The following is a 25,498-nucleotide window of genomic DNA, read 5'->3' as shown; positions in this document are numbered from 1 at the left end:
CAGGATCGTTTTCCGCCGGGCAATGGGGTGACCGGTCGAAAGGGGCACGGGGGAAATGAACCACGAGACGGCCGTGCGGGCCGGGGGGCCGCTCCGCACCGGGCCGGACACCGCCGGCGACGCCGCGGGCGGGGCGCGGGCGGGGGCCCGGCGGCCCGTGCTCGTCGACGCGTCCGCCCCGGCGCTCCCGATCGTGGACCGGGCCCGGGTCCGCCCGCGCTACCGGGCGATCCTGGCGGTGGACATCGAGGGCTCGACCACCCGCACCGATCCGGTGAAGGCCGAACTGCGGCGCACCCTCTACCGGCTGCTGGAGGAGGCGTTCCTGCGGGCCGGAATCGAGGAGCGCTACCGCGAGGCGTACGTCGACCGCGGCGACGGGGCGCTCGTTCTCGTGCACCCTTTCGACGAGGTCCCGAAAACGCTGCTGCTGCACCCGGTCGTGCCGATCCTGTCCGCACTGCTGGCCGAATACAATTCGAGAATGACCGAGGCGGTGGACCGCGACCGGCGAATTCGCATTCGCGTCGTCGTGCACGCCGGCGAGGTGCACAACGACGGCCGCGGCAATTTCGGTGAGGCGCTCGACGTCGCCTTCCGGCTGCTGGACTCGGCGGAGGCGAGGAGCGCGCTGCGGCGCGCCGGGGCACCGCTCGTCCTGGTCGTGTCCGAGGACATCTACCACTCGATCGTGCGGCACGGCTACGAGGGGATCCGGGCCGACTCCTACGCGCCGCTCGTCCGGCTGGAGGTCACCGGCCGCAGCCATCAGGGCTGGGTGCACGACGCCGCCGCGGCGGCCTCGCGGAGCCGGTTCGGTGGCCGGAGCCGGTTCGGTGCCCGAGGGCGGTTCGGTGTGCGTGGCCGCTACCGGCGGCTCGTTCCGTCCTGAGCGCCGGTCTCGCTCAGGGGCGGTGGCCGACGCCCGCCAGGGTGAAGGTTCGCTCCGGGTGGGCTACTCGCGAGGCGGACAGGTCGGGCCGCCACAGCGAGGTGTAGGTCAGGCCCGGTTCCAGGAGGTCGAAGGAACCGACGATCTCCTCGATCTCGGCGCGGCTGCGGCCCCAGAAGTGACCGGCGGTCGGCTTGAACACCTTGCCGACATCGCTTCCGGACTCGGGCTCGGGGTCCTGGGTGATGTGCGTGAACACGAGGTGGCTGCCCGGCGCCAGAGCCGCGTGCAGGCGGCGGACGGCGGCGGCCGCCTCGGCGGTGTCGTCGAGGAAGTGCAGGACGCGGTCGAGCACCACCGCGACCGGCTGCTCGAAGTCGATCAGAGCCCGCACCTGCGGGTCGCCGGTGACCGCTTCGGGACTCTTCGGGTCGCACTGGACGACGGCGGCGCGCGCCGTCCTGGCGAGCAGGGCCCGGGCGTGCGCCAGGACGACGGGGTCGCCGTCCGCGAACACGACCGTGGAGGCGGGCGCGACCTCGACGACGACCTCGTGGACGTTGCCGCGCGCGGGCAGCTTGCAGCCGATGTCGATGAACTGGCGGACGCCCTCCCGGGCGAGATGACGGACCGCGCGCCCGACGAACGCCTGGTTCTCCCGCGCCGCGATCCGCGCCTCGGGGATGACCGCGAGCAGTTGCTCGGCCACCTCCCGGTCGGCCGCGTAGTTGTCCTTGCCACCGAGCAGGTAGTCGTAGATCCGGGCCGTGTTCGGCGTCACCAGATCGACCTCGGCGGGAGACCACCTCTCATCGTCCATCGCGACTCCACTCGCTCCCCGGATGATGATCGTCTCATGGAGCGCGGAGTGCTCGCACCCGGACCGACCGTGAGCGCCGGTCAGTCCGGGAGCATCGGGACCGAGACGCCCTGGTCACGGCCCAGCAGGACGGCGCGGGTGATGGCGGACGAGCCGAACCGGCCGCGGACGTCGTCGACCGCCGTGTCCACGGCCATGGCCTGGTCGAACGGGAGCGCCAGCTGGACGGCCCGGTCGTCGTGCAGATTGCCGAGCGACACGCCGATGAGGGTCAGGCCCCGGCTCTCGATCAGCGGCGTCGCGGCGGTGAGCAGGCCCCGCGCGGCGGCCAGGATCGCCGGGGTCTCGGCGGTCGCCTGGGCAAGCGTGTGCGAGCGCGTGGCGCGGGCGTAGTCGCCGAAGCGCAGCCGGAGCGTGATCGTCCGGCACACGCGCCGGGCCTTGCGCAGCCGGCCGCCGAGCCGGTCGACGAGGCCGACCAGCATCGCGTCGAGTTCCGCGGGCGAGCGCCGGCGGCGGCCGAGCGCCCGCTGCGCGCCCATCGACCGCCGGCGTACTCCCGTCCGCACGGGACGGGGGTCGCGGTTGAGCGCCAGAGCGTGCAGGTGGCGCCCCGCGCCCGGGCCGAGCATCGACACCAGCGTGGACTCGGGCATGTCCGCCACGTCCCCGACCGTGGTGACGCCGAACCCGGCGAGCTTGGCGGCGGTGGCCGGGCCGACGCCCCAGAGCCGCCGCACCGGGAGCGGGCGCAGGAAGTCCAGCTCTCCGTCCGGCGGCACCACGAGGAGCCCGTCCGGTTTGGCGACGCCGCTGGCGACCTTGGCGAGGAACTTGGTGCGCGCCACCCCGACCGTGATCGGCAGCCCGACCTCCTCGGCGATCTCCCGCCGCAGCCGCGCGGCGACCTCCGCGGGCTCCCGCCGCAGCCCGTCCACGTCCAGGAAGGCCTCGTCGATCGACAGCCCCTCCACCAAGGGCGTCGTCGCCCGGAACACGGCGAACACCGCCTTGCTCGCCGCGCTGTAGGCGCTCATGCGCGGCGGCACGACGATCGCCCGCGGGCACAGCCGCCGCGCCTGGCCGCCGCTCATCGCCGTCCGCACACCGTGGGCCTTGGCCTCGTAGCTGGCGGCCAGCACCACGCCGCCGCCCACGATCACCGGCCGCCCGCGCAGCGCCGGATCGTCCCGCTGCTCGACCGACGCGTAGAACGCGTCCAGGTCGGCATGCAGGATCGAGGCACCACCGGACACGAACATATGTTCGCATACCCGAGCGGCCCGTGGCAGGGGTGCCCCCACGGGCCGCCGCAGGTCAGGCTGCAAACTCCTTCCAGGTCACTCGTTGAAGAGGCGGCCGTAGTCGGCCATGGCCAGGGCTACGTCGGCCTGGGCCCAGAAGCGGTGGTAGGTGAACACCGGTGCGGTCGAGCTGGTGCCGTTGGCGTAGGCCGCCACGCGGGCGTAGTCGGGGTCGCTCTTGTAGAAGGATCGGATGGACAGGAAGGTCGAACTGGAGTTGATCAGGTCGCCGTTCGGCATCTTGCCGCTCCAGCCGGACGGGACGTAGACCGGGTCCGTGACGCGCCTGTAGTCGGTCTTGGTCTCCTGGACGGAGACGCCCTTCGCGTCGGTGTGCTTCCAGATGGCGTCGAGCAGGTCCTTGGCGGTCTGCTTGGCGGCGGGGTCACCGGACTTGGCGGCGTAGTACGTCAGAGTCCTGGCGTACGCGGCGGCCACGCCGACGTCGTCGGTGTAGTCCTGCACCGAGACGTGCAGGCCGGTGTTCGCGGACGGCATGCCGGAGGACGAGGACCAGTTCGCGTCCGGCTGCCCTGTCCACTTCAGCGTGGAGGGGATCTTGATGCTGCCGGTGGACGGGTCGGCCGTCGTCTGCGACAGCGCCCACGAGACCCACTTGTCGAGGATCGCCTTGGCGGACGCGTCACCGGTGACCTGGTAGTACTCGGCCACGCGTTCCATCGACCACGCCTGGAAGCCGAACCACTGGTTGCTCGGCGGGTCGTGGTAGACGGGCTGCCAGTCGTAGGCCATGCCGAAGAACTCGGTCAGGCCGGCCGGCGGGGTGCTGTAGCTGCCCTCCCAGCTGTTGGTGACGCCGCCTGCGATCGCGCCCTCGGCGGACTGCAGCCACTTGTAAAGCTGCAGCTGCCGGGTGAGGCTCTTCCCCCAGTCGGCCTTGGCCGTCGCGCCCTTCGGCGCCAGCGCCGCGTCGTTCACCAGCGCGTACGCGGTCAGCGGGTTCTGGTAGCCGAAGTGCGAGGCCCCGTCGCCGATGCGCCATGCCCAGCCGGCGCTCGTGTCCGTCGCGCCGCCCCATGCGTAGTACCAGGACAGCAGGTAGTGCTCGCTGTCCTTGCCCGTCCCGGCCGGACAGGACGAGGCCGGGCGGCAGTCGCCGATCTTCTTGAAGTACTTGTCGAAGAAGGAGTAGCGCAGATAGTCGCCCATCTTGCCAGCCTTCGCCACGGTGGCCGAGACGTCGCCGGACTTGCCCTGGCCCTTGGCCCAGGCGTTCGCCCAGTACGCGGCCTGGATGGCGCGCGCGTCGGCGTCCGGGGCGTCGGTGAACTTCCACTGCCGGGCGTACGACGAGTCCTTGATGAACAGGTCGAGGTACCCGTTGGTGCCGCCGAAGGCGAACTTGTCGCACGTCGGCTGCGGGACAGTCTCGAACACCGACTCCTGCGAGCCGCGCTGGTAGGTGTTGATGTAGGACGGGCCGTCGGCGCCCGGGCCCTCCTCACAGCCGCCGCCCGGCGTGTTCCCGTAGCCGTAGACGTTGTCGACGTCCTGCAGCCAGTGCATGCCGTAGATGTCGTCGGTGCCGTAGGCGGACTTCAGCTCGCTCGCGATCGGGTCCTGCCCGACGGGGATGCCGCCGTCGATCTGCGACGGGTAGTCGCTCACCTCGGGGTGCTCGGCGGCGTAGGTGGCGGGCTTGGACGCGTTGTAGAACGAGTTCGTCGGCTGGTCCGCGTGCGTCGGGATCATGTACTTCTCCATCAGCGCCCAGGAGGCGTTGAAGGGTGCCCAGTTCTGCGTGACCTTGCCGTACATGGCCTCCAGCCAGATGAGGTAGCTGTACGCCTCGGACGTCGTCTCGTGCCCGTGGTCGGGCGCCTCGACCATGAACGTCTCCACCGAGTGGTACGGGATGCCCTCGGGGCTGAAGTAGCCGTTCGCCGGGTCCTTGATCTTGTTGTACTGGTCGAGGAACCGCTGGGTGTAGGTGTCGCCGGAGGTCGCCACCTCGGTCGCGGTGACCTTCGCCGCCGCGTAGCCGGACGCGGACGAGGTGAATGTCGCCTGGCCCGTGCCCGAGGCGTCCGCGGTGATCGTGACGTTCTGGGCGGTGGACCAGTTCTGCGGCGTGAAGGTGAGCGTCCCGCCCGCGGTCACGGACAGGCCGTTGTTGCCCGCGGTCCGGGTCGTCGTCACGGTCACGTTCGCGGACGGGGCCTCCGACAGTTTCACCGCGTACGTCGCCTTGGCGCCCTGGGCGACCGTCAGCGTGGCGGGGCTCGCGACGACGCTCGCCTCGGCGGTCACCGTGATGCCGACCGGCGCGGACTCGGCCGTCGCACCGGTGCTGTCGGTCACCTTGGCGTAGATCGAGTGGTCGCCCGCCTTCGAGGGCGTCCAGGTCAGCCCGTAGGGAGCGCTCGTGTCGGCATCGCCGAGCAGGCCGTCCTGGTCATAGAACTCGACCTTGGACACCGATGCCCCGGACCCGGCGGTCGCGGTCGCCGCAAGCGGCACCGCGGCGCCCACCGAGTAGGTCGCGCCGGCGGCCGGGCTGGTCAGCGCCACCGTCGGTGCGGACGAACTCTGGTTGCAGGGGGTGCCGTTGAGGCTGAACGCGGAGGGGTCGGTGTTGGTCCCGCTATAGGTGAACTGCGCGCCGACGTTCACCGACGCGCCGGAGGTCAGGGTCCTGTTCCAGCTTTCGTTCTCGACGGTGACGGCCTGGCCCGACTGCGACCACTTGGCCGACCAGCCGCTGGTCAGCTTCTGGTTCCCCGAGTAGGAGTACGTCAGCTTCCAGCCGTCCAGCGTGTCGCCCTGGTTGCTGATGTCGATGCTCGCGGTGAAGCCGCCGCCCCAGTCGTTCTTCTTGTAGACGACCTTGCAGGACGCCGCCGCGGCATGCGCCGGGGCCATGACGCCCAGGCCGCCGCAGAGCAGGGTCAGCGTCGCGCCCACCGCCGTGAACGCGCGCCATCGTTGACGTCTTCTCACTGTGTTCCTTCCTCTTGCGCCCGATGTCCGGGCATGGCGGGCTCCACCACCGGCGGAGCCCGGCGGCGGTGGTCGCGTGGGGTGCGGGACGGGGCCCGCGTCAGCCCGGGGCCGTCAGCCGGACTCCCGGATGATCAACTTGGTGCGCAGCACGACGCCGCGGTCGGTGTTCGGCCTGCCGCCGGTACAGGCGCGCAACTCGCGGGCGAGCCGGGCGCCGAGGTCCTCGGCCGGTTGCCGGACGGTCGTCAGCCGGGGCCGCACCTGCCGCGCGACCGGGGCGTCGTCGAACCCGACGACCGCGACGTCGTCGGGCACCCTGCGGCCCGCCCGGCGCAGCGCACTGAGGGCGCCGACCGCCATCTGGTCGGACGCGGCGAGCACGGCGTCGACGTCCGGACGCCGTTCCAGCAGCCGACGCATCGCCCGCTCGCCGGAGAGCCGGCCGAAGTCGCCCTGGCAGACGAGCCCGTTGACGCCCATCCCGGCCTCCCGCGCCGCGAGCCGGTAGCCGGCCAGCCGGTCGACGGCCGCGCCCATGTCGGCGGGCCCGGCGATGGTGCCGATGCGGCGGCGGCCGGAGGCGAGCAGGTGCCGGACGGCGGCGTGCGCGCCGCCCCGGTTGTCGACGTCGACGTACGGGAGCGCCACCTCGTCGAGGGGCCGCCCGGCGAGCACCACGGGCGCGCCGGCCGCGGCCTGCACGAGCGGGGCGACCTGGTCGCGGCGGGCCCCGACGAGCAGGACGCCCTCGGCGCGGCCACCGCGCAGGTAGCCGGTGGTCGCCCGCCACTCGTCCGCCCGGCCGGCCAGGAGCACGACGAGCGGCGCGCGGCCGTCCAGTTCCCGCCGGACGCCCCACAGCAGGCGGGCGAAGAAGGGGTCGCCGAGGACGCGGCAGCCGTCCTCGCACACGACGGCGGCGATCGTGCCGGATGACTCCCGGTCAGGGGAGGCGGCCCGGCGCCGGACGTAGCCGAGCCGCTCGACGGCCGCCTCGACCTGGAGGCGCGCCGACCTGCTGACCCGGGCCGAGCCGTTGAGCACGCGGGACGCGGTGGCCGGCGACACGCCGGCGAGCTGCGCGACGTGGGCGAGGGTCGGGGGGCGGCCGGGGAGGACGGGGTCCTCCGGGGGGTGGGTGATGGTCACGCTTTCGGCACTCCCTTCGGGGGTTCCCGGCCTTTCGCGGGGGTGGGCCGGGTCGGGAGTAGTGGGAGCGCTCCCAAGAATCCGTTCGGAGGCCGATCGTGTCAAGGCCACCGCCGGAATGAAACTTCGTGAAAGGAATGGAACAGGACTTCCATGCCACATCGGGGGCGTTCTACCTTCACCGCAATCCAGGAGTGGGAGCGCTCCCAATCGAACACCCGACGTGGAAGCAGAGATCCCATGAGATCGCTTTCCCCCCGAACCGCCGCGGTGGCCGCGCTCACCGGCGCGTTCTCCGCGCCCTGGCATGAGGATCCGAAACTCACCGTCACGATATGGACACATGATGTTACGGTGCGGGTTGTGAAGCTGGTGGTACAAGTCAGGCTGCTCCCCGACGCCGCCACCGAGGCGGCGTTGCGGGAGACGCTGAAGCGGTGCAACCAGGCCGCCTGCCACGCCTCCCGCCGCGCCTTCACTACCGGCGTGACAGGCAAGACCGCACTGCAACGCCTCGTCTATGACGAGGTGAAGGCGATGGGCCTGTCGGCCCAACCGGCGATCCACTGCATCCGCAAAGCCGCCGGAGCCTACGCCGCCCTGAACGAGAACCTGAAGGCAGGTAATTACGGCCCGGCCGGCTCTCGGCGCCGTGCCAGCGTGGAGAGCACACCGGTCCGGTTCCGCAAGGACGCCGCCCAACCGTTCGACGACCGGTCACTTTCCTGGCAGATCCAGGACCGCACCGTCAGCATTTGGACCGTGCACGGCAGACTCAAAGGCATCGCCTTCGCATGTTCGGCCGAGCAGGCGGTGCTGCTGGCCGCCCACCGGCGCGGCGAATCGGACCTAGTGTGGCGCGGCGGCTGCTTCTACCTGTACGCCACCTGCGACGTCCCACACGCCCCCGTCTACGTCCCGGACGGGTTCACAGGGGTGGACCTCGGCATCGTCAACGTCGCCACCACCTGCGACGGCACCGTCCACTCCGGCAGGCACATCAACCAGGTACGGCACCGCAACCGCCGCCTCCGCACCAAACTTCAGGCCAAGGGCACCAAGTCCGCCAAACGGCTGCTGCGCCACCTGTCCGGGCGTGAAGCCCGTTTCGCGACCGACACCAACCACCGCATCTCCAAGAGCATCGTGACCGAGGCTCAACGCACCACGCACGGCATCGCCCTGGAGGACCTGGGTGGTATCCGGGCGCGGGTCCGGCTACGCAAGCCCCAGCGGGTCACCCTGCACTCCTGGAGTTTCGCCCAACTCGGCGCCTTCATCGCCTACAAGGCGAAGCGCGCCGGCGTTCCGGTGGTGCATGTGGACCCGCGCCACACCTCGCAGGAGTGCTCGACGTGCGGCCACATCGACCGGAAGAACCGGCCCGACCAGGCCACCTTTGAATGCACGTTGTGCGGCTTCGCTGAGCACGCCGACGTCAACGCAGCCCGCAATATCGCCGCACGCGGCGCCGCGGGCTGGGCAGTGAGTCACGCTGCCGACGACGCGGCCTGATCCATCACATCCAGTGGCGGCAAAGAGCTGCAAGCTCGACCCCCTTCGGGGCCGAGAAGCTGACCTACTGCAAGGACGCGTCCTGCTGGTCACTCCTACGTCGGCACGCTGATGGCCTGGCTGGACGTGGAACACCTGGGACTGCTCCACCGGCCCCTCGCTGATCAGCTCCTACGACGGGACGCCGACCGCCTACGGCGCCAGGCTCCGCGACCACCTGCGGTCCGCCCCCTGAACCTGCCGGAAGAAGTCCACCCCAACCAGATGGAGGAATCCGGATGAAACACCCCCCTGCGCGCAGGAGCCGCGGCGCCCGCCGCGGTGTCGCGGCTGCCTCCGCGGCCGTCCTGCTCGCCTCAGGCACGGTCGCGCTGGCCCAGGCCCAGGCCAGCGCGGCCGCCGGCTGCAAGGTCGACTACACCACCAACGACTGGGGCACCGGCTTCACCGCCACCGTGAAGGTCACCAACCTCGGCGACGCGATCGGCAACGGCTGGACCCTGGAGTGGGACTTCGCCGGAAACCAGCAGGTGACCTCGGGATGGAACGGAACGTTCACGCAGTCCGGCAAGCACGTCACCGTGAAGAACCCGACCTGGGCCACGACGCTGGGCACCAACGCGTCGGTCAGCCCCGGCTTCCAGGGCTCCTACTCCGGCACGAACCAGGCGCCGTCCCAGTTCAAGCTGAACGGAACCGTCTGCGACGGGTCGACCGGCCCGACCGACCCCACCGATCCCCCGCCGTCCGGTAACCGCGCCGACAACCCTTACGCCGGGGCGAAGGTGTACGTGAACCCCGAATGGTCCGCCAAGGCCGCGGCCGAGGCTGGCGGCAGCGCGGTCGCGAACCAGCCGACCGGCGTGTGGCTGGACCGGATCGCGGCCATCCAGGGCGTGAACGGCGGGATGAGCCTGCGCGACCACCTCGACGAGGCCCTCGACCAGGGCGCCGGGCTGATCCAGCTCGTCGTCTACGACCTGCCGGGCCGCGACTGCGCGGCGCTCGCGTCCAACGGCGAGCTCGGCGCGACCGAGCTCGACAAGTACAAGACGCAGTTCATCGACCCGATCGCGCAGATCCTCGGCGACGCCAAGTACGCCGGTCTGCGGATCGTCACCGTCGTGGAGATCGACTCGCTGCCGAACCTGATCACCAACACCGGCAGCCGGCCGACCGCCACCCCGAACTGCGACACGATGAAGGCGAACGGCAACTACGAGAAGGGCATCGCCTACGCGCTGCAGAAGCTCGGCGCGCTGTCCAACGTCTACAACTATCTCGACATCGGCCACCACGGCTGGCTCGGCTGGGACGACAACTTCGCCCCGTCCGCGCAGCTGCTCGCCGACGTCGCGCAGGCGTCCGGCTCGAAGGGCAACGTCGCCGGCTTCATCACCAACACCGCCAACTACGGGGCGACGCAGGAGCCCTACTTCACCATCAACGACAGCGTGAACGGCACGTCCGTCCGGCAGTCCAAGTGGGTCGACTGGAACCGGTACGTCGACGAGCTGTCCTACGCGCAGGCGTTCCGCCAGCAGCTGGTCAGCGACGGCTTCGACCCGGGCATCGGAATGCTCGTCGACACGAGCCGCAACGGCTGGGGCGGCGCGAACCGTCCCACCGGTCCCGGCCCGAAGACGAGCGTGGACGCCTACGTGGACGGAAGCCGGACCGACCGGCGCATCCATCTCGGCAACTGGTGCAACCAGTCGGGCGCGGGCCTCGGCGAACGACCGAAGGCGGCGCCGGCGTCCGGTGTCGACGCCTACGTGTGGATGAAGCCTCCCGGCGAGTCGGACGGGGCCAGCAAGGAGATCCCGAACGACGAGGGCAAGGGCTTCGACCGGATGTGCGACCCGACGTACGGCGGCAACCCGCGTAACAACAACAACATGAGCGGGGCGCTGCCGGACGCGCCGCTGTCCGGGCACTGGTTCTCCGCGCAGTTCCAGGAGCTGCTCAAGAACGCCAACCCGCCCGTCCGGTAACCGGCCGCAAGCAAGAGCAGGCCCCGTGACACTCGCCGGTCACGGGGCCCTACCTTTCTGGGGGCGACCCCCAGACCCCCGGGCCCGGAGGCCCGACGATCCTCGCTTCGCTGCGGTCGCCGGGCCTCTCCGTCAGGAGGTCATGCAGTGCGGTTCGAGCGCGGTCGCCGAACCGGGCGCCTTGACCGTGAACCCGAACGTCGCCGAGGCGCCGACGGCCAGCGCGCCGTTGTAGTTCGCGTTCTTGACGGTCACGTCCGGGCCGGACTGCGTGTAGCCGCCGTTCCAGAGGCTGTCGACCGTCTCGCCGTTGGCGAAGGTGAAGTGCGCCATCCATCCGTTGAGCGGGAGCGTGCCGGAGTTGGTGACGGTGATCTCGCCCTGGTAGCCGCCGGACCAGCTGTTGGTGGAGCGGTACGCGGCGGTGCACACCATCCCCGGGTTACCGGGCGGATCGGTCGGAGAGCCGTCCCCCTCGCCGACCCCGGTCACCTCGCCGTTGCCGCCGTCGAAGACAACGTCGGAGCAGCCGTAGAACGTCTCGTTGCTGTCGGAGCGCTGCCACACCGTGTAGATGATGTGGCGGCCGCTCTTGCCGGACGGCAGCGTGGCGTTCCAGTGGTAGTAGGCGTCCTCGTTGCCCGGCGATCCGACGCTCGGCGGGTCGGTCACGCTGTAGAACGGCTGGTCCTCCAGGTCGTCCCAGCTGAGCGGTCGGGTCGGGCTCCAGGTGTCCTTGGTGATGTAGGTGCGGAACGTTCCCGGGTGGGCCGCCCACTTGTTGTACCGGAACTCGATGCCGGCCCCCGACGTCAGGTGCGTGACCGGCCAGTCGTCGCGGGCCAGGTCGTAGCCGCTGAAGTCGTAGACGACCGCGCCGCCGCTGCACAGCTTTCCGTCGGGGATGAAGCCGCGGGTGCGGCCGGCGCCGTCCGAGCGCAGCACGGCGAACCAGTTGTAGAGCGAGGTCGTCCCGCTCTGCGCGACCGCCGCCGCGCAGGCGGGATTGTGCGGGATGATCTGGCCGGTGGAGGACAGCCCGTCCTTCCAGCACAGGTAGGTGCGGCTGCCGGGCACCATCATCGCGCCGTGCGCGGACGCCGGCGCGGCGGTCAGCAGGGCGCCGGCCAGCATCGCGGGGCCGAGCACCGCCCCTGCGGCCAGTACCCGTCGTCTTCGCTTTCCCATGTTCCTCCCGTCACGGGCCGAGGAGTGTCGTGTGAGCGGACGCTAACTCCACTCCGTCACGCCCGTGAACGGTCCTTTCAGCCTTTCACCGGCCGTCCGCCGCAGAGGTCCATTCGGCGCCCTCGGGCAGGTCGAGACCGAGCCGCGGGCTCGCCTCCAGAAGCTCCAGGAAATGCCGGACGGCCGGCGCCTGCGGCCGCCGCGGGTCGAACACGACGCCGATCGGCCGGGTGAGGGAGGGTCGCTCCAGGGGGCGCCGTTCCAGCCGGGCGAACTCGATGAGCGGGAGCACCAGCCCGGGCACCGCCGACACCCCCAGCCCGGCCGCTGCGAGCCCGGCGACGGCGGCGATGTTGCGGGCCTCGGTGACCGGACCGGGCCGCACGCCCGCCTCCCGCAGCCCCCGGTCGGCGAAGATCCGGACGCTGCTGGCCCGGTCGAACGCGATGAACTCGCGTCCGCCGAGGTCGGCCCAGGGGACGGGCTCGCCGGCCCGGCGGCGGCCGAGCGGGTCGCCGGGCGGGAAGGCGCAGAAGAAGTGGTCGGCGGCGATCTGCCGGAATCCGAGCGGGCCGGGCGGCTCGGTGAGGACGGTGACGGCGAGGTCGGCCTGCCCGCCGATGACGCGTTCCAGCACCTGGCCGAGCAGCGCGTCCTCGATCTGGACGCGCACGTCGGGACGCTCACGCCGGTACCGGGAGACGACGGGCGGCAGCAGCGTCGCCGCCAGGGACGGCAGCGTGGCGATCCGGACCAGCCCGCGGGTCCCGGCGAGGAACCCGGTGAAGTGGTTGACGCCCCGGTCGAACTCGCCGACGATCCGCTCGGCGACGGCGGCGAACTCGTGCCCGGCGGGGGTGAGCAGCACCTGGCGGGTCGTACGCTCGAACAGCGTGACTCCCACCCGCCGCTCGACCTCGGCGACCGTCCGGCTGAGGGACGACTGGGCGAGGCGCATCCGCTCCCCCGCCGCCGTGAAGCTTCCCTCGCGGGCCACCGCGAGGACGATCCGCAACTGCTGGATGGTCAGATCCATGTCCTCGCCCGATTCGCTCGCCCAATTCATGCATTCACCACATCAATGCATGTCCAATTGATGTTGGACCTACAAGAGTGCCGTGGCTCACACTCATGGGCAACTCCGGACAAGGGAGGTCCCCATGGTGGCCACGCTGGGTTTCGTGACCATCGGGCTGTTTCTGGCCCTGACCGTCACGCGGCGCCTGTCGGTGCTGCTCGGCCTGGTGCTGGTGCCGGTCGCGACGGCGCTGGTCGGCGGGTTCGGCGGCGAGCTCGGCGAGATGATCGCGGACGGCGTGGCCAAGGTCGCCCCGGTCGCCATCATGATCACCTTCGCGGTGCTGTACTTCAGCCTGATGATCGACACCGGGCTGTTCGACCCGGTGATCCGCCGGGTGCTGCGCTGGGCGAAGGGCGACCCGATGCGGATCACCGTCGGCACCGCGGTGCTGACGCTGTGCGTCGCGCTGGACGGCGACGGCGCGTCCACCTTCCTGATCACGGTGTCCGCGCTGCTGCCGATCTACAAGCGGATCGGGATGCGGCCGCTCGTGCTGTCCGGCGTGGTGTGCCTGGGCGCCGGGGTGATGAACCTCGTACCGTGGGGCGGCCCGACCGCCCGCGCCATGGCGGCACTGAAGCTCGACAGCTCCGAGCTGTTCGTGCCGCTGCTGCCCGCGATGGCCGCCGGCATCGCCTGGGTGCTGTTCGCCGCCTGCATGATCGGGCGCCGTGAGCGGGCCCGGCTGCGGGACGAGGGGCGCGGCGAGGTCGCCCTGGAGCCCGGGACCGAGGCCGGGCGGGAGACCGGGGTGCCCGGCGGCGGCCCGGGAACGCCCGCCGCCGCGGAGCTCCGCACGCCCGCCGGGTGGCGGCTCTGGTTCAACCTCGCGCTGACGATCGCGCTGATCGTCGCGCTGGTCGCCGAGCTCATGCCGCTGGAGGTGCTGTTCGCGCTGGCGTTCGCGGTCGCGGTGCTGGTCAACCGGCCCGCCTGGACCCAGCAGCGCGAGCTGCTGGACCGGCACGGCCCGAACGTCGTGCTGGTCACCACGATGATCTTCGCGGCCGGGGTCTTCACCGGCATCCTCGGCGGCACCGGAATGATCAAGGAGATGGCGGAGGCGCTGGTGTCGGTCGTCCCGGACGGGGCGGGAGGCCTGCTACCGATCGGCACCGCGGTGACGAGCATGCCGCTCAGCCTCGTCTTCACCCCGGACGCCTACTACTTCGGCGTCATGCCGGTCATCGCCGAGACCACGTCGAGCCTCGGCGGGGACCCCGCGGAGATCGGCCGGGCCGCCCTGCTCGGCCAGATGACGACCGGGTTCCCGCTGAGCCCGCTGACCGCGTCGACGTTCATCCTCGTCGGGATGACGAAGGTCGAGCTGGGCTCGCACCAGCGGTTCATCTTCGGCTGGGCGTTCGGGACGACGATCGTCATGACCGCGGCCGCCCTGCTCACCGGGGCGATCACGGCGTGACCACGGGATCGGGGGACGACATGGCACGACCGGACCGCAGCGTGCGGATCGGTGGCGGCGCGGGGTTCGGCGGCGACCGGATCGGACCGGCCGTGGACCTCGCCGAGCGCGGGAACCTGGACGCGCTCGTCCTGGAATGCCTGGCCGAGCGGACGATCGCGCTCGGCCACCGCCGCCGCCTCGCCGACCCCGGCCAGGGCTACGACCCGCGCCTGCGGGCCCGCCTGACGGCGCTGCTGCCGCCGGCGGTGCGGGGAGGCGTGCCGATCCTGTCCAACATGGGCGCCGCCAACCCGCGCGCCGCGGGTGAGGCCGCCCGCGCCGTCGCGGCCGGACTCGGGCTGGACACCCTGAAGATCGCCGTCGTGACCGGCGACGACGTGCTCGACCGGATCGACCTGGACGCGCCCGCGCTGGAGGACGGCCGCCCGATCGGCGAGCACGGCCCGGTCATCTCCGCCAACGCCTACCTCGGCGCCGACGCGCTGCTCCCGGCGCTCGACGCGGGCGCCGGCCTGGTGCTCACCGGCCGCGTCGCGGACCCGTCGCTGTTCCTCGCGCCGATCGCGCACGGGCTCGGCTGGGAGACCCGCGACTGGCCCCGCGTCGCGGCGGGGACGCTCGCCGGCCACCTGCTGGAGTGCGCCGGGCAGATCACCGGCGGGTACTTCGCCGACCCCGGTGTCAAGGACGTCCCCCGCCTGGCCGACCTCGGCTTCCCGTTCGCCGACGTCCGCGCCGACGGGTCCGCCGTGATCGGCAAGCTGCCGGGCACCGGCGGCCTCGTCTCGCGCGCGACCGTCCGGGAGCAGCTGCTGTACGAGATCACCGACCCGGCCGCGTACCGCACCCCGGACGTCCTGCTGGACGTGCGCGGCGTCACCGTCGAGGAGGCGGGTCCCGACCGCGTCCTCGTGCGGGGCGCGGCCGGGCGGCCGCGTCCGGGCACGCTGAAGGTCAGCGTCGGCTACCACGCGGGCCACCGCGCCGAGGCGGAGATCTCCTACGCGGGGCCGAACGCCAGGGCCCGCGCCGAGCTGGCCGGCCGGATCGTCGCGGAACGGCTCGCCCCGGCGGGCCTCACGCCGCGCCTGGACGTGATCGGACCGGCCGGCCCGCCGGACGACCCCGGCGGCGAGTGCCGGCTGCGGGTCGCCGCGCTCGCCCGCGACCCCGGGCACGCCGAGGACGTGTGCCACGAGGTCGAGGCGCTCTACACCAACGGCCCGGCGGGCGGGGGCGGCGTCCGCACGCGGGTCGACGACGTCGTCGGCATCGTGTCGACGCTGCTGCCCCGTGAGGCCGTCGTCCCCGCCACCGAGATCCTGGAGGCACCCGTTGCTCGTCCCACTGCATGAGATCGCGCACGCGAGGGCCGGCGACAAGGGCGACACCTCGACGCTGTCGGTGTTCCCGTACCGCGACGAGCACTACCCCGACCTCGTCCGGGAGCTGACGGTCGAGGCGGTGCGGCGGCACCTCGGTGCCCGTGTGCGCGGCGAGGTCCTCCGGTACGAGCTGCCGAACCTGTGCGCGCTGCAGTTCGTCTGCCGGCAGTCGCTGGACGGCGGCGTCACGACGTCGCTGGCACTGGACGCGCACGGCAAGGGGCTCGGCTCGCGCCTGCTCTCCCTGGAGATCGAGCTCAGCCCTTCGTCGCGCCCGCGGTGAGCCCGCCGATCAGCTGGCGTTCGGCCACCGCGTAGAAGGCGATCGCGGGGACCATCGCCAGCACGATGTAGGCGATGACGAGCGCGTAGTCGGTCGCGTACTGCCCCTGGAACTGCTGGATGCCGACGGGGATCGTCTGCCATTTCGGGTCGGCCAGCACCAGCAGCGGCAGGAAGAAGTTGTTCCAGCTCGTCACGATGGCGAGGACCGACACGGTGCCGAGGGCGGGCCGCGCCATGGGCAGCAGGATGCGCCAGAAGAACCCGAACCGGGTGCAGCCGTCCATGATGGCGGCCTCCTCCAGCTCCGCGGGGATCGTCCGGAAGAAGGACCGCAGGATGATGATCGTGATGGGCAGCGCGAACGCGGCCTGCGGCAGGACGATGCCGAGCGGGTTGTCCAGCAGCCCGGACGAGCGCAGCAGGACGAACAGCGGCAGCACCGCCACCGCGGGCGGGAACATCAGCCCCGCCGCGAACAGTGTGAAGAAGAACTCGCGGCCCCGGAACGCGTAGCGGGCGAAGGCGAACGCCGCCAGCGCCGACACCGCGACGGTGATCAGCGCGGTGGCGGCGGCGATCATGACGCTGTTGCCGATCTGCCGCCAGAATTCGCCGGACGACAGGATGCCGGTGTAGTTCGACACCTTCCAGGGGTGCGGCAGCCCGATCGGGTTCGTGGTGAGGTCGCCGGTGGTCTTGAACCCGGAGATGACCGCGTACAGAAGCGGGACGACGATGAAGGAGCCGAGCACCCACACGAGTGCGTGCCGGGACAGGCTCCGCGCGACCGCGGGACGGCTCATCGGCGGCCTCCCGCCGAGGTGACCGCGCCCTGCAGGTCACGGCGGAGCGCGTAGCGCTGGTACAGCAGGGAGAAGACCATGCTGATCAGGAACATGGCCACGCTGATCGCGCCGGCGTAGCCCATCTGGTACCGCTTGAAGCCGAACTGGAACATGGTGACGGCCATCGTCTCCGTGGAATTCGTCGGCCCGCCGGTCGTGGTGACCCACACGAGGTCGAACAGCTGGATCGAGCCGATGACGGACAGGAACACGCTGATCCGCAGGGTCGGGCCGAGCAGAGGCAGCGTGACGGCGCGGAACCGCCGCCACGGCCCGGCCCCGTCGATCGAGGCCGCCTCCAGGACCTCCGCCGGGATGCCCTGCAGCCCGGCCAGGTAGATCATCATGTGGAAGCCGAAGTACTTCCAGGTCATGACGGCGAACAGGGTGGGCAGCGCGGTGCCGGGGTCGGAGAACCACTTCCCGGCGAGGCCGCCGAGCAGGGGCAGGTCTTCCACGAGCTTGTCGGCGAGCCCGGTGCCCGGCAGGAAGATGATGCCGAACAGGACGCCCGCGATCACCTCGGACAGGATGTAGGGCGCGAAGAAGACCGCCCGGTACACGGCCCGGCCGCGCATCCGCTGGTTCAGCAGGACGGCGGTGCCGAGCGCGATCGGCAGCTGGACGAGGATCGACAGCACGACCAGGACGAGGCCGCGCCACAGGTCGCCACGGAAGACGGGGTCGTCGGAAAGCTTCCGGTAGTTGTCCAGGCCGACGAAGTCCTCGGGCCGGCCGAAGCCGCCCCACTTGAAGAAGCTCGTGTAGAACGCGACGAAGATCGGGATCAGGACGAAGAAGAAGAACAGCAGCAGTGCCGGCAGCAGGAACCAGCTGGCCGACATCCAGCCGCGCAGCCGTTTCCCCGCCGGCGCCGAACGGCCCCGCCTGCGCGGGGCGCGTACGGCGGGCCGCGGCCGGTCGTCGGTCGTGGCGGACAACGTCATTGGCTCTTGGCCACCTTGGTGACCTGCTGCGCGACCTCCTCGGCGGTCTTCTTGCCGCCGATGAGCGCCGCGACGCTGTCGTTGACCTGCTGCCCGACGGCGGGCGGGAACGCCTGGTCCAGGTACAGCTGGAACCCGGTGGAGTTGTCCAGCGCCTCGGCGACCATTTTGCGGTTCGGGTCGCTCAACGATTTCTCGGCGCCCTTGACGACCGGCATGAACGCGCCCGAGGAGACGAGCTTGCTCTCGTTCTCGTTGTTCATCAGGAAGGTCAGGAAGTCCATGGCCTCCTTGGGCGCGTCCTTGCCGAGCGAGTGCCCGTTGCCGCCGCCGAACACGTCGGTGACGGTGCCCTGGCCGCCGTCGACGGTCGGGAACGGGAACCAGCCGAGGTCGTCGCCGATGCCCTTGCCGGAGGCGTCCTTCTCCACCGCGGGCGCCCACTGGCCCATCAGCTCCATGCCGGCCTTCCCGGCCCCCATCGTGGCGGCCTCACCGCCGGGCGTGTCGTACCCGGCGTTCTGGAAGCCGGCCTGGAAGGGCTGCAGGTCGACCAGCTCCTTGAGGTGCCGGCCCGCCTGGACGAACGCCGGGCCGCCGAAGTCGTTGCTCTTGGCGGCCTGCTCCATCGCGGCCATGCCGCCGACGCGCATCGCGAGGTAGGCCCAGTAGTAGTGGCCGGGCCACTTGTCCTTGCCGCCGAGCGCGATGGGGGTCACGCCCGCAGACTTGAGCTTGCGGACGGCGTCCAGGAACTCGGCCCAGGTCTTCGGGGTGTCCTTGATGCCGGCCTTCGTGAAGTGCCGCTTGTTGTACCAGAAGCCCACCATGCCCATGTCGTACGGGATGGCGTAGGTCTTCCCGTCGAACTGGTACGCCTTCTGCGACACCGGCGTGATGGTGCTCAGGAGGCCGCCCCCGCCGGAGGTGAGGTCCTTGACCAGCCCGGCGTCGATCTGCTGCTTCAGCACGCCGCCGCCCCAGGTCACGTAGATGTCCGGCAGCTTGCCGGAGGCGACGAGCGCCGTCATCTTCGACTTGTAGGCCTCGTTCTCCAGGTTGGTGAGCTTGATCTTGACGTTCGGGTGCGCGGCCTCGTAGGCCTTGGCGACCTGCGGGTAGATCGACTTGGACGGTTCGGTGGTCGCGATGTCCATCCACTCGATGGTCACCTTGCCGTTCCCCGACCCGGAGTCGCCGTCGCCGCAGGCGGCGAGCATGGGCGCGGCCGTGACGAGGACGGCGCCGGCGGAGACCGCGGTGAGGAAGGAACGGCGCGACAGGTGTGGGGTGCCCATGGTGGCCTCCTGGATCGGGGGGTGGGCGGGGCCTGGGGCGGCGGGACGGGCGGCCGGCCGCTCGAAAGATTTCGAAACTCTTCGATGTTCCGTTGCCGTGGAACTCTAAGAAAGGGGCCCTCCACGGTCAAGGGTCCAGTGGGTATTAGCCATCAAACCCCGGGACGAAAGTCGGAACCCGGGGCTAGGAGAGAGCGAAACATTGCGATACTGTTCGCAATCGTTTCCTCGGGGAGGAGTGAAGCGTGCCCGTGCGCACCACCGACGAGATGCCGGATCCGCCGTCCCGGCCGACGCTGGCACTGATCGCGTCCGAGGCGGGGGTCTCCCCCGCCACGGTGTCCAAGGTCCTGAACGGACGCACCGACGTGGCCGCCGCGACGCGCGAGCGCGTGGAGGCGCTGCTGCGCACCCACAACTACCCCGGCCCGGGCGGGACGCGCCGCGCCCGCAGGTCCGGCCTGATCGACCTGGTCCTGGCCGGCCTCGACAGCCCGTGGGCGGTCGAGATCCTGCGCGGCGTCGAGGCCGAGTGCGCCGAGCACGGCACCGGCGTCGTCGTCTCGCTGGTCCGCGAGGACGACGCCCGGCCGCCGAGCTGGCAGAACCTGCCCGCGCTGCACCACAGCGACGGGGTCATCCTGGTGACGTCCCGGATGACGCGGCGCCAGCGCGAGCAGCTGGAGCGGGCCGGCGTCGGGCTCGTCCTGGTGGACCCGGTGAACCTGCCGGACGCCGAGATCGCCAGCGTCGGCGCCACCAACTGGGCGGGCGGCCTCGCCGCGACCGAGCACCTGATCGGGCTCGGCCACCGCCGCATCGGGATGATCGGCGGCCCCGCCGACATGCTCTGCACCCAGGCCCGGGTGGACGGCTACCGGACCGCGCTGGAGCGCGCCGGGATCGAGGTCGACAAGAACCTCGTCCGGTACGGCGACTTCCACCACCAGGGCGGTTTCGCCCGCACCCGCGAGCTTCTGGAACTGCCCGGGCCGCCCACCGCGATCTTCGCGGGCAGCGACGAGCAGGCCATGGGCGCCTACCAGGCGGCCCGGCTCGCCGGGCTGCGCATCCCCGACGACCTTAGCGTCGTCGGCTTCGACGATCTGCCCACCTGCGAGTGGCTGTCGCCACCGCTGACGACCGTCCGGCAGCCGCTGGAGGAGATGGGCCGCGTCGCGGCCCGCACCCTGCTCCAACTGCTGGACGGACGGCCGCCGCTGACCCCCCGCGTGGAGCTGGCCACCGATCTGCGCGTCCGGGCCTCCACCGCACCGCCGCCCCCCTCGGAGGATGACAAGTGAGCGAAGCGATCCGGGGGGTGCGGGGGGTCGTCCCCGCACCCGGAACGGAGACCGGAGCCGTCCCGGCCGCGAGCGCGACCCGCGAGCCCTGGCGGGACCGCGGGCTGCCGGCCGCCGAGCGGGTCGCCGACCTGCTGGCCCGGATGACGCCGGAGGAGAAGGCGGGCCAGCTCGCCGGCTTCTGGGCGATGCCCGCCGAGCCGGGCGAGCCCGTGGCGCCGATGGAGGACGACTCGCACGAGGACGCCCCGTCCCTGGAGGACGTCCTGGAGCGCGGTCTCGGCCAGCTCACCCGGGTGTTCGGCACCGTCCCGGTCACGCCGGCCGAGGGCGCCGCCCGGCTCCGCGACCTGCAGGGCCGCGTCGCCGCCGGTAACCGGTTCGGCGTCCCGGCGATCGCGCACGAGGAGTGCCTCAACGGCTTCATGACCTGGGGCGCCACCGTGTTCCCCAGCCCGCCCGCGTGGGGCGCCACCTTCGACCCCGGGCTCGTGGCCGAGATGGCCACGGCCATCGGGGCGAGCATGCGGGCGGCCGGCGTCCACCAGGGCCTCGCGCCGGTGCTGGACGTGGTCCGCGACGCGCGCTGGGGCCGGACGGAGGAGTGCATCGGCGAGGACCCCTATCTCGTCGGGGTCCTCGGCACCGCCTATGTGAGCGCCATGGAACGGTCCGGCATCGTCACGACGCTCAAGCACTTCGCGGGGTACTCCGCGTCCCGCGCCGGCCGGAACATGGCCCCGACGCCCATCGGGCCGCGCGAGTTCGCCGACGTCGTCCTGGAGCCGTTCGTGATGGCGCTGCGCGACGGAGGCGCCCGCTCGGTCATGCACTCCTACACCGACGTGGACGGGATGCCCGCCGCGGCCGACGAGCGCCTGCTGACCGGCCTGCTGCGCGAGGAGCTGGGCTTCACCGGCGTCGTCGTCTCCGACTACTTCGGCGTCTCCTTCCTGGAGACCCGGCACCGGGTGGCCGGGTCGCGGGGCGAGGCCGCCGCGCTCGCGCTGCGCGCCGGCCTCGACGTGGAGCTGCCGACGGTCCGCTGCTACGGCACTCCGCTGATCGAGCAGATCCTGCGCGGGGCCGTCCCGGAGGAGCTGCTCGACCGCGCCGCCGGCCGCGTCCTGACCCTGAAGGCCGAACTCGGCCTGCTGGACGAGGCGCCCGCCGGCGGGGACGGGGCCGCCCTCGACTTCGATCCTCCCGAGCACCGGGCGCTGGCCCGCCGGCTGGCCGAGGAGTCGGTCGTCCTGCTGGCGAACGACGGCGTGCTGCCGCTGCGCTCCGGCTCCGGCGTCGCGCTGGCCGGGCCGCTCGCGGACGACCCCTCCGGGATGATGGGCTGCTACACCTTCCCGAGCCACGTCGGCCGCCAGCACCCGGAGCTGCCGCTCGGCGTGGAGATCCCGACGCTGGCGGACGCGCTGCGCGCCGAGCTGCCCGGCGTCCGGGTGGCCGGCTCGGACGACGTGTTCGTCGCCGACGACGCCGACATCGAGGCGGCGGTCGCGGCGGCGCGGGACGCCGAGGTGTGCGTGCTCGCGCTCGGCGACCGGGCCGGGCTGTTCGGCCGCGGCACGTCCGGCGAGGGCTGCGACGCCGAGACGCTCGCGCTGCCCGGACGGCAGGCCGAACTCGCCGCGGCCGTCCTGGACACGGGAACGCCCACGGTCATCGTGATGCTGACCGGGCGTCCCTACGCGATCGAGACCATCGCCGACCGCGCCGCCGCCGTCGTGCAGGCGTTCTTCCCCGGTGAGGAGGGCGGCCGGGCCGTCGCGGGGATCCTCGCGGGGCGGGCCGAACCGTCCGGGCGGATGCCGATCAGCGTGCCGCGCCGCGCGTCCGGGCCGCCCGTCACCTACCTGCGGTCGCTGATGGACGGCGGGCACGACTGGAGCATGGTCGACCCCGTCCCGCTCTACCCGTTCGGGTACGGCCTGACCTGGACGTCCTTCGAGTACTCGGACCTGAAGGCCGGCGAGCGGGCGGCCACCGACGGGACGGTCACGGTCAGCGCCGTCGTTCGTAACACCGGGGAACGCGCCGGAACGGAGGTGGCGCAGCTGTACCTGTCCGACCCGGTCGCGTCGGTGGTGCGCCCGGCGCGCTGGCTCGCCGGCTGGGCGAGGATCCGGCTGGAGCCGGGCGAGGCGGCACGGGTCGAGTTCCAGGTGCACGCCGACCGGACCTCGTTCACGGGTCCCGACCTGCGGCGCATCGTCGAACCGGGCGTGGTCGAGGTCGCGGTCGGCCGGTCGAGCGCCGATCTGCCGCTGCGCGGCTCGTTCACGCTGGACGGCCCCGTCCGCGAGCTCGGCCCGGACCGCGTCCTGACCGTCCCGGTCGAGGTCACGCCGCTATGACCGCGTTCGGCAACCCGGTGCTGCCGGGATTCCACCCCGACCCGTCGATCTGCCGCGCGGGCGACGACTTCTACCTGGTGACCTCGACCTTCGAATGGTTTCCCGGCCTGCCGGTGTTCCACAGCCGCGATCTGGTGCACTGGAGGCAGATCGGGCACGCGCTGGACCGGCCGGAGCAACTCCCCCTGGACGGGGTCCCCGCCTCCGGCGGCCTGTACGCGCCGACGCTGCGCCACCACGACGACACCTTCTACCTGGTCTGCACGCTCGTGGACGGCACCGAGTGGTCGGGCCACTTCGTGATGACCGCGCCCGATCCCGCCGGGCCGTGGTCGGACGCCCGCCGGCTCGCCGGCGACGGGATCGACCCGTCCCTGTTCTTCGACGACGACGGGCGCGCGTGGTGCACCGGCACCCGGCCGACCGGGCGGTACGAGGGGCACACCGAGATCTGGCTGCGCGAGTTCGACCCGTCCGCCCTGGCCCTGACCGGTACCGAGCACGTGATCTGGGACGGGGCGGTCAAGGGCGCGATCTGGTCCGAGGGCTCCCATCTCTACAAGATCGATGGCCGGTACCACCTGCTCACCGCCGAGGGCGGCACGGCGATGGACCACGCCGTGATGGTCGCGCGCGCCGACACCGTCACCGGACCGTACGAGGGGAATCCGCGCAACCCGGTGCTGACCCACCGGAACCTCGGAACCGGGCACCCGGTCGTCGGGACCGGGCACGCCGATCTCGTGGAGACCCCGGACGGGGAATGGTGGATGGTCCTGCTCGGCATGCGACCGCACCACGGCGACCGGTGCAACCTCGGCCGGGAGACGTTCCTGACCCCGGTCACCTGGGAGGACGGCTGGCCGGTCGCCGGGGGGCGGGTCGAGCCGAGCCACCCGGTCCCGTCGCTGCCACCGCATCCGTGGCCGGCGGTACCGAGGTGCGACCAGTTCGACGGGCCTGAACTCGATCCCGTGTGGAACATGCTGCGGACTCCCCGCGAACGCTGGTGGAGTCTGGCCGATCGTCCGGGGCATCTGCGGCTGCGCGTCCGTCCGGAGAGCCTCGCGGACGTCGCCAACCCTTCGTTCGTCGGGCGGCGGCAGCAGCACCCGGCCTTCGCCGCCTTCACCGCGCTGGACTTCACCCCCGTCTATGAGGAGTGGGCGGGGCTCGCCCTCGTCCAGAACAGCGACTTCCACGTGCTGCTGGTGTCGACGAGCCAAGGGTTGCGCCTCGTCAAGCGGGAACAGGGCGTCGAGACGGTGCTGGCCAAGGGGCCGGCCGTCCCAGGCCCTGTCCGGCTGGGTTTCGAGGCCCACGGACGCTGGTACCAGGCGTCGTACTGCACCGTGCCAGGGGATTGGACGCCGCTCGGCGAGCCGGTGGACGGCGACATCCTGAGCAGCCAGGTCGCGGGCGGTTTCACCGGCGCCTACATCGGCCTCTACGCGACCTCCAACGGCCGGGCGAGCGGCAACCACGCCGACTTCGCCTGGTTCGAGTACGTCCCGCTCTAGAGGAGGAGCGCGGGGTCGGCGATCACGCGCTCCACGACGAGGCCGGCGGCGCCGAGGACCGCGGCGCCCTCCGCCAGCCCGGAGATCTCGACCGGCGGGGCGCCCCGCCGCAGCGCTCCGGAACCGTCCGCGAGGACGGACTCCAGCGGCGGCCGGACCCAGGCGGCCAGTGGCGAGAAAACTCCGCCGAGCACGATGGTGTCGGGGTCGATCAGGTTGACGGCCGAGGCGAGCGCGCCGCCGAGCGCGCGCCCCGCCCGCGTCACCGCCTCCAGGGCCGCCGGGTCGCCCGTGTTCAGCCGGTCGACGAGCCGGCTCACCGACCCCTCGGGGCCGGCGGCCGGGCGCGTCACCGGGAGGCCGGCCGCGCGGAGCATCGCCTCCTGGCCGGCGATCTGCTCCAGGCAGCCGCGCCCTCCGCAGGAGCACGGGGGGCCGGACGGCTCGGCGACGAGATGCCCGAGTTCACCGGCGAAGCCGTGCGCGCCGCGGAACACGCGCCCGTCCACGACGATGCCGGCGCCGATCCCGATCTCGCCGGAGACGTGCACGAAGTCGCCGAACCGGGCGCCGGCGCCGAACCACAGTTCGCCGAGGGCGGCCAGGTTGGCCTCGTTGTCGTACTCGGTGGGCAGCGCCGTCGCGAGATCGGGCGTGCCGGTGACGGGGACGTCCGTCCAGCCGAGGTTCGGGGCGTGCCGCACCACCCCGGTGTCGCGGTCGAGCAGGCCGGGCAGGGCGACCGCGGCGCCGGCGACGGTCAGCCCCTGCCCGGCGGCGGCCGCGACCGCGTCGGCCGCCAGCGCGGAGACGGCGGCGAGCACCGCGCCGGGCTCCCGGTCACGGTTGTCGGAACTGATCACATGCCGGTAGCGGACCTGCTTGGCGAGGTCCAGGACGCAGGCGGCGAGGTAGTCGACGTTGACCTCCAGCCCGAGCCCGGCGGCGCCGTCACCGTGCAGGGACACGCCGACGCCGGGACGCCCGCGCTCCCCCTCATGGACGGGCGCCCCGTCCCGGACCAGTCCCGCGCCCTCCAGCAAGGCCACGAGGTTGGACACGGTGGTCTTGGTGAAACCGGTGAGGTCGGCCAGGCGCGCCCGGGTGACCGGCTGGTGACGGGCCACGTGCTCCAGGACGACGGCGAGGTTCCGCTCACGCATCGTCGCGTGCCGGACGGGGGCGTTCGCGGACTTCGTCATGGATCAACCC

At 72.0% G+C, this 25,498-nt stretch carries 19 protein-coding genes; 9 read left to right on the top strand and 10 right to left on the bottom strand.

Translation table 11 applies throughout. The annotated features are described in order from the left end of the window. Window positions 1-55: 55 nt before the first annotated feature. Window positions 56-892, top strand: coding sequence for a hypothetical protein (locus ACQPXG_RS20405; protein WP_433469278.1), 837 nt, complete (start codon window positions 56-58; stop codon window positions 890-892). A gap of 13 nt (window positions 893-905) precedes the next feature. Here the strand turns inward: ACQPXG_RS20405 and ACQPXG_RS20400 are convergent, their stop codons facing one another. The 4 genes from ACQPXG_RS20400 to ACQPXG_RS20385 all read right to left on the bottom strand — a co-directional run bounded on the left by ACQPXG_RS20400 (window position 906) and on the right by ACQPXG_RS20385 (window position 7,129). Continuing rightward, on the bottom strand, window positions 906-1,712 hold the full coding sequence (locus tag ACQPXG_RS20400) for an SAM-dependent methyltransferase (protein WP_433469277.1): 807 nt from the start codon (window positions 1,710-1,712) through the stop codon (window positions 906-908). An 80-nt stretch (window positions 1,713-1,792) separates the two neighbouring features. Beyond that, the gene (gene dinB, locus ACQPXG_RS20395; protein WP_433469276.1) at window positions 1,793-2,968 is read right to left on the bottom strand and encodes a DNA polymerase IV; all 1,176 of its coding nucleotides are present in this window, start codon (window positions 2,966-2,968) and stop codon (window positions 1,793-1,795) included. A gap of 84 nt (window positions 2,969-3,052) precedes the next feature. Further along, window positions 3,053-5,977: a glycoside hydrolase family 48 protein gene (locus ACQPXG_RS20390; protein ID WP_433469275.1), complete on the bottom strand. Its 2,925-nt coding sequence runs from the start codon at window positions 5,975-5,977 to the stop codon at window positions 3,053-3,055. 114 nt (window positions 5,978-6,091) lie between these two features. Next, window positions 6,092-7,129 (bottom strand): LacI family DNA-binding transcriptional regulator, encoded by a 1,038-nt coding sequence (locus tag ACQPXG_RS20385; protein ID WP_433469274.1) that lies wholly within the window; start codon window positions 7,127-7,129, stop codon window positions 6,092-6,094. Between the two features lie 363 nt (window positions 7,130-7,492). On the opposite strand from ACQPXG_RS20385, the gene ACQPXG_RS20380 reads away from it, so the two are divergent. Both ACQPXG_RS20380 and ACQPXG_RS20375 read left to right on the top strand, forming a co-directional pair. Further along, window positions 7,493-8,644, top strand: a complete 1,152-nt coding sequence (locus ACQPXG_RS20380; protein WP_433470016.1) for an RNA-guided endonuclease InsQ/TnpB family protein — start codon at window positions 7,493-7,495, stop codon at window positions 8,642-8,644. 278 nt (window positions 8,645-8,922) lie between these two features. After that, window positions 8,923-10,638, top strand: coding sequence for a glycoside hydrolase family 6 protein (locus tag ACQPXG_RS20375; protein ID WP_433469273.1), 1,716 nt, complete (start codon window positions 8,923-8,925; stop codon window positions 10,636-10,638). A gap of 132 nt (window positions 10,639-10,770) precedes the next feature. On the opposite strand, the gene ACQPXG_RS20370 is transcribed toward ACQPXG_RS20375, so the two are convergent. Both ACQPXG_RS20370 and ACQPXG_RS20365 read right to left on the bottom strand, forming a co-directional pair. After that, window positions 10,771-11,826 (bottom strand): lytic polysaccharide monooxygenase auxiliary activity family 9 protein, encoded by a 1,056-nt coding sequence (locus ACQPXG_RS20370; protein WP_433469272.1) that lies wholly within the window; start codon window positions 11,824-11,826, stop codon window positions 10,771-10,773. 85 nt (window positions 11,827-11,911) lie between these two features. Continuing rightward, window positions 11,912-12,892, bottom strand: coding sequence for a LysR family transcriptional regulator (locus tag ACQPXG_RS20365; RefSeq protein WP_433469271.1), 981 nt, complete (start codon window positions 12,890-12,892; stop codon window positions 11,912-11,914). A gap of 94 nt (window positions 12,893-12,986) precedes the next feature. Here ACQPXG_RS20365 and ACQPXG_RS20360 point away from each other — a divergent pair, with 94 nt between their 5' ends. From ACQPXG_RS20360 to ACQPXG_RS20350, 3 genes are read left to right on the top strand one after another with little or no spacing between them, the layout of a single operon-like run. Next, window positions 12,987-14,330: a CitMHS family transporter gene (locus ACQPXG_RS20360; RefSeq protein ID WP_433469270.1), complete on the top strand. Its 1,344-nt coding sequence runs from the start codon at window positions 12,987-12,989 to the stop codon at window positions 14,328-14,330. A gap of 20 nt (window positions 14,331-14,350) precedes the next feature. After that, complete coding sequence (locus ACQPXG_RS20355) at window positions 14,351-15,688, top strand: acyclic terpene utilization AtuA family protein (RefSeq protein WP_433469269.1); 1,338 nt, start codon at window positions 14,351-14,353, stop codon at window positions 15,686-15,688. Then, on the top strand, window positions 15,669-16,001 hold the full coding sequence (locus tag ACQPXG_RS20350; RefSeq protein ID WP_433469268.1) for an AtuA-related protein: 333 nt from the start codon (window positions 15,669-15,671) through the stop codon (window positions 15,999-16,001). Before ACQPXG_RS20355 ends, ACQPXG_RS20350 begins: the two co-directional genes overlap by 20 nt. Here ACQPXG_RS20350 and ACQPXG_RS20345 read toward each other — a convergent pair. Genes ACQPXG_RS20345 through ACQPXG_RS20335 form a run of 3 tightly spaced genes read right to left on the bottom strand, consistent with a single transcriptional unit; the run spans window position 15,976 to window position 19,093 of the window. Then, window positions 15,976-16,806: a carbohydrate ABC transporter permease gene (locus tag ACQPXG_RS20345; protein WP_433469267.1), complete on the bottom strand. Its 831-nt coding sequence runs from the start codon at window positions 16,804-16,806 to the stop codon at window positions 15,976-15,978. The two genes, ACQPXG_RS20350 and ACQPXG_RS20345, sit on opposite strands and share 26 nt — an antisense overlap. Continuing rightward, window positions 16,803-17,795, bottom strand: a complete 993-nt coding sequence (locus ACQPXG_RS20340; protein ID WP_433469266.1) for a carbohydrate ABC transporter permease — start codon at window positions 17,793-17,795, stop codon at window positions 16,803-16,805. The genes ACQPXG_RS20345 and ACQPXG_RS20340 overlap by 4 nt, the downstream gene beginning before the upstream one ends. Further along, complete coding sequence (locus ACQPXG_RS20335; RefSeq protein WP_433469265.1) at window positions 17,792-19,093, bottom strand: extracellular solute-binding protein; 1,302 nt, start codon at window positions 19,091-19,093, stop codon at window positions 17,792-17,794. The genes ACQPXG_RS20340 and ACQPXG_RS20335 overlap by 4 nt, the downstream gene beginning before the upstream one ends. Before the next feature lie 269 nt (window positions 19,094-19,362). Between ACQPXG_RS20335 and ACQPXG_RS20330 the strand changes: the two genes are divergently transcribed. Genes ACQPXG_RS20330 through ACQPXG_RS20320 form a run of 3 tightly spaced genes read left to right on the top strand, consistent with a single transcriptional unit; the run spans window position 19,363 to window position 24,286 of the window. After that, entirely contained in the window at window positions 19,363-20,397 is a 1,035-nt protein-coding gene (locus tag ACQPXG_RS20330) for a LacI family DNA-binding transcriptional regulator (protein WP_433470015.1), read from the top strand. Then, complete coding sequence (locus tag ACQPXG_RS20325) at window positions 20,394-22,766, top strand: beta-glucosidase family protein (RefSeq protein WP_433469264.1); 2,373 nt, start codon at window positions 20,394-20,396, stop codon at window positions 22,764-22,766. Before ACQPXG_RS20330 ends, ACQPXG_RS20325 begins: the two co-directional genes overlap by 4 nt. Beyond that, window positions 22,763-24,286, top strand: coding sequence for a glycoside hydrolase family 43 protein (locus ACQPXG_RS20320; protein WP_433469263.1), 1,524 nt, complete (start codon window positions 22,763-22,765; stop codon window positions 24,284-24,286). The genes ACQPXG_RS20325 and ACQPXG_RS20320 overlap by 4 nt, the downstream gene beginning before the upstream one ends. Here the strand turns inward: ACQPXG_RS20320 and ACQPXG_RS20315 are convergent. Beyond that, window positions 24,283-25,488, bottom strand: a complete 1,206-nt coding sequence (locus tag ACQPXG_RS20315; protein ID WP_433469262.1) for an ROK family protein — start codon at window positions 25,486-25,488, stop codon at window positions 24,283-24,285. The genes ACQPXG_RS20320 and ACQPXG_RS20315 overlap by 4 nt on opposite strands. Between the last annotated feature and the right edge of the window lie 10 nt (window positions 25,489-25,498).

The sequence above is a fragment of the Spirillospora sp. CA-128828 genome, from assembly GCF_050945415.1.
Lineage (GTDB): Bacteria > Actinomycetota > Actinomycetes > Streptosporangiales > Streptosporangiaceae > Spirillospora.
This window is presented reverse-complemented; position numbering and strand designations above follow the sequence as displayed.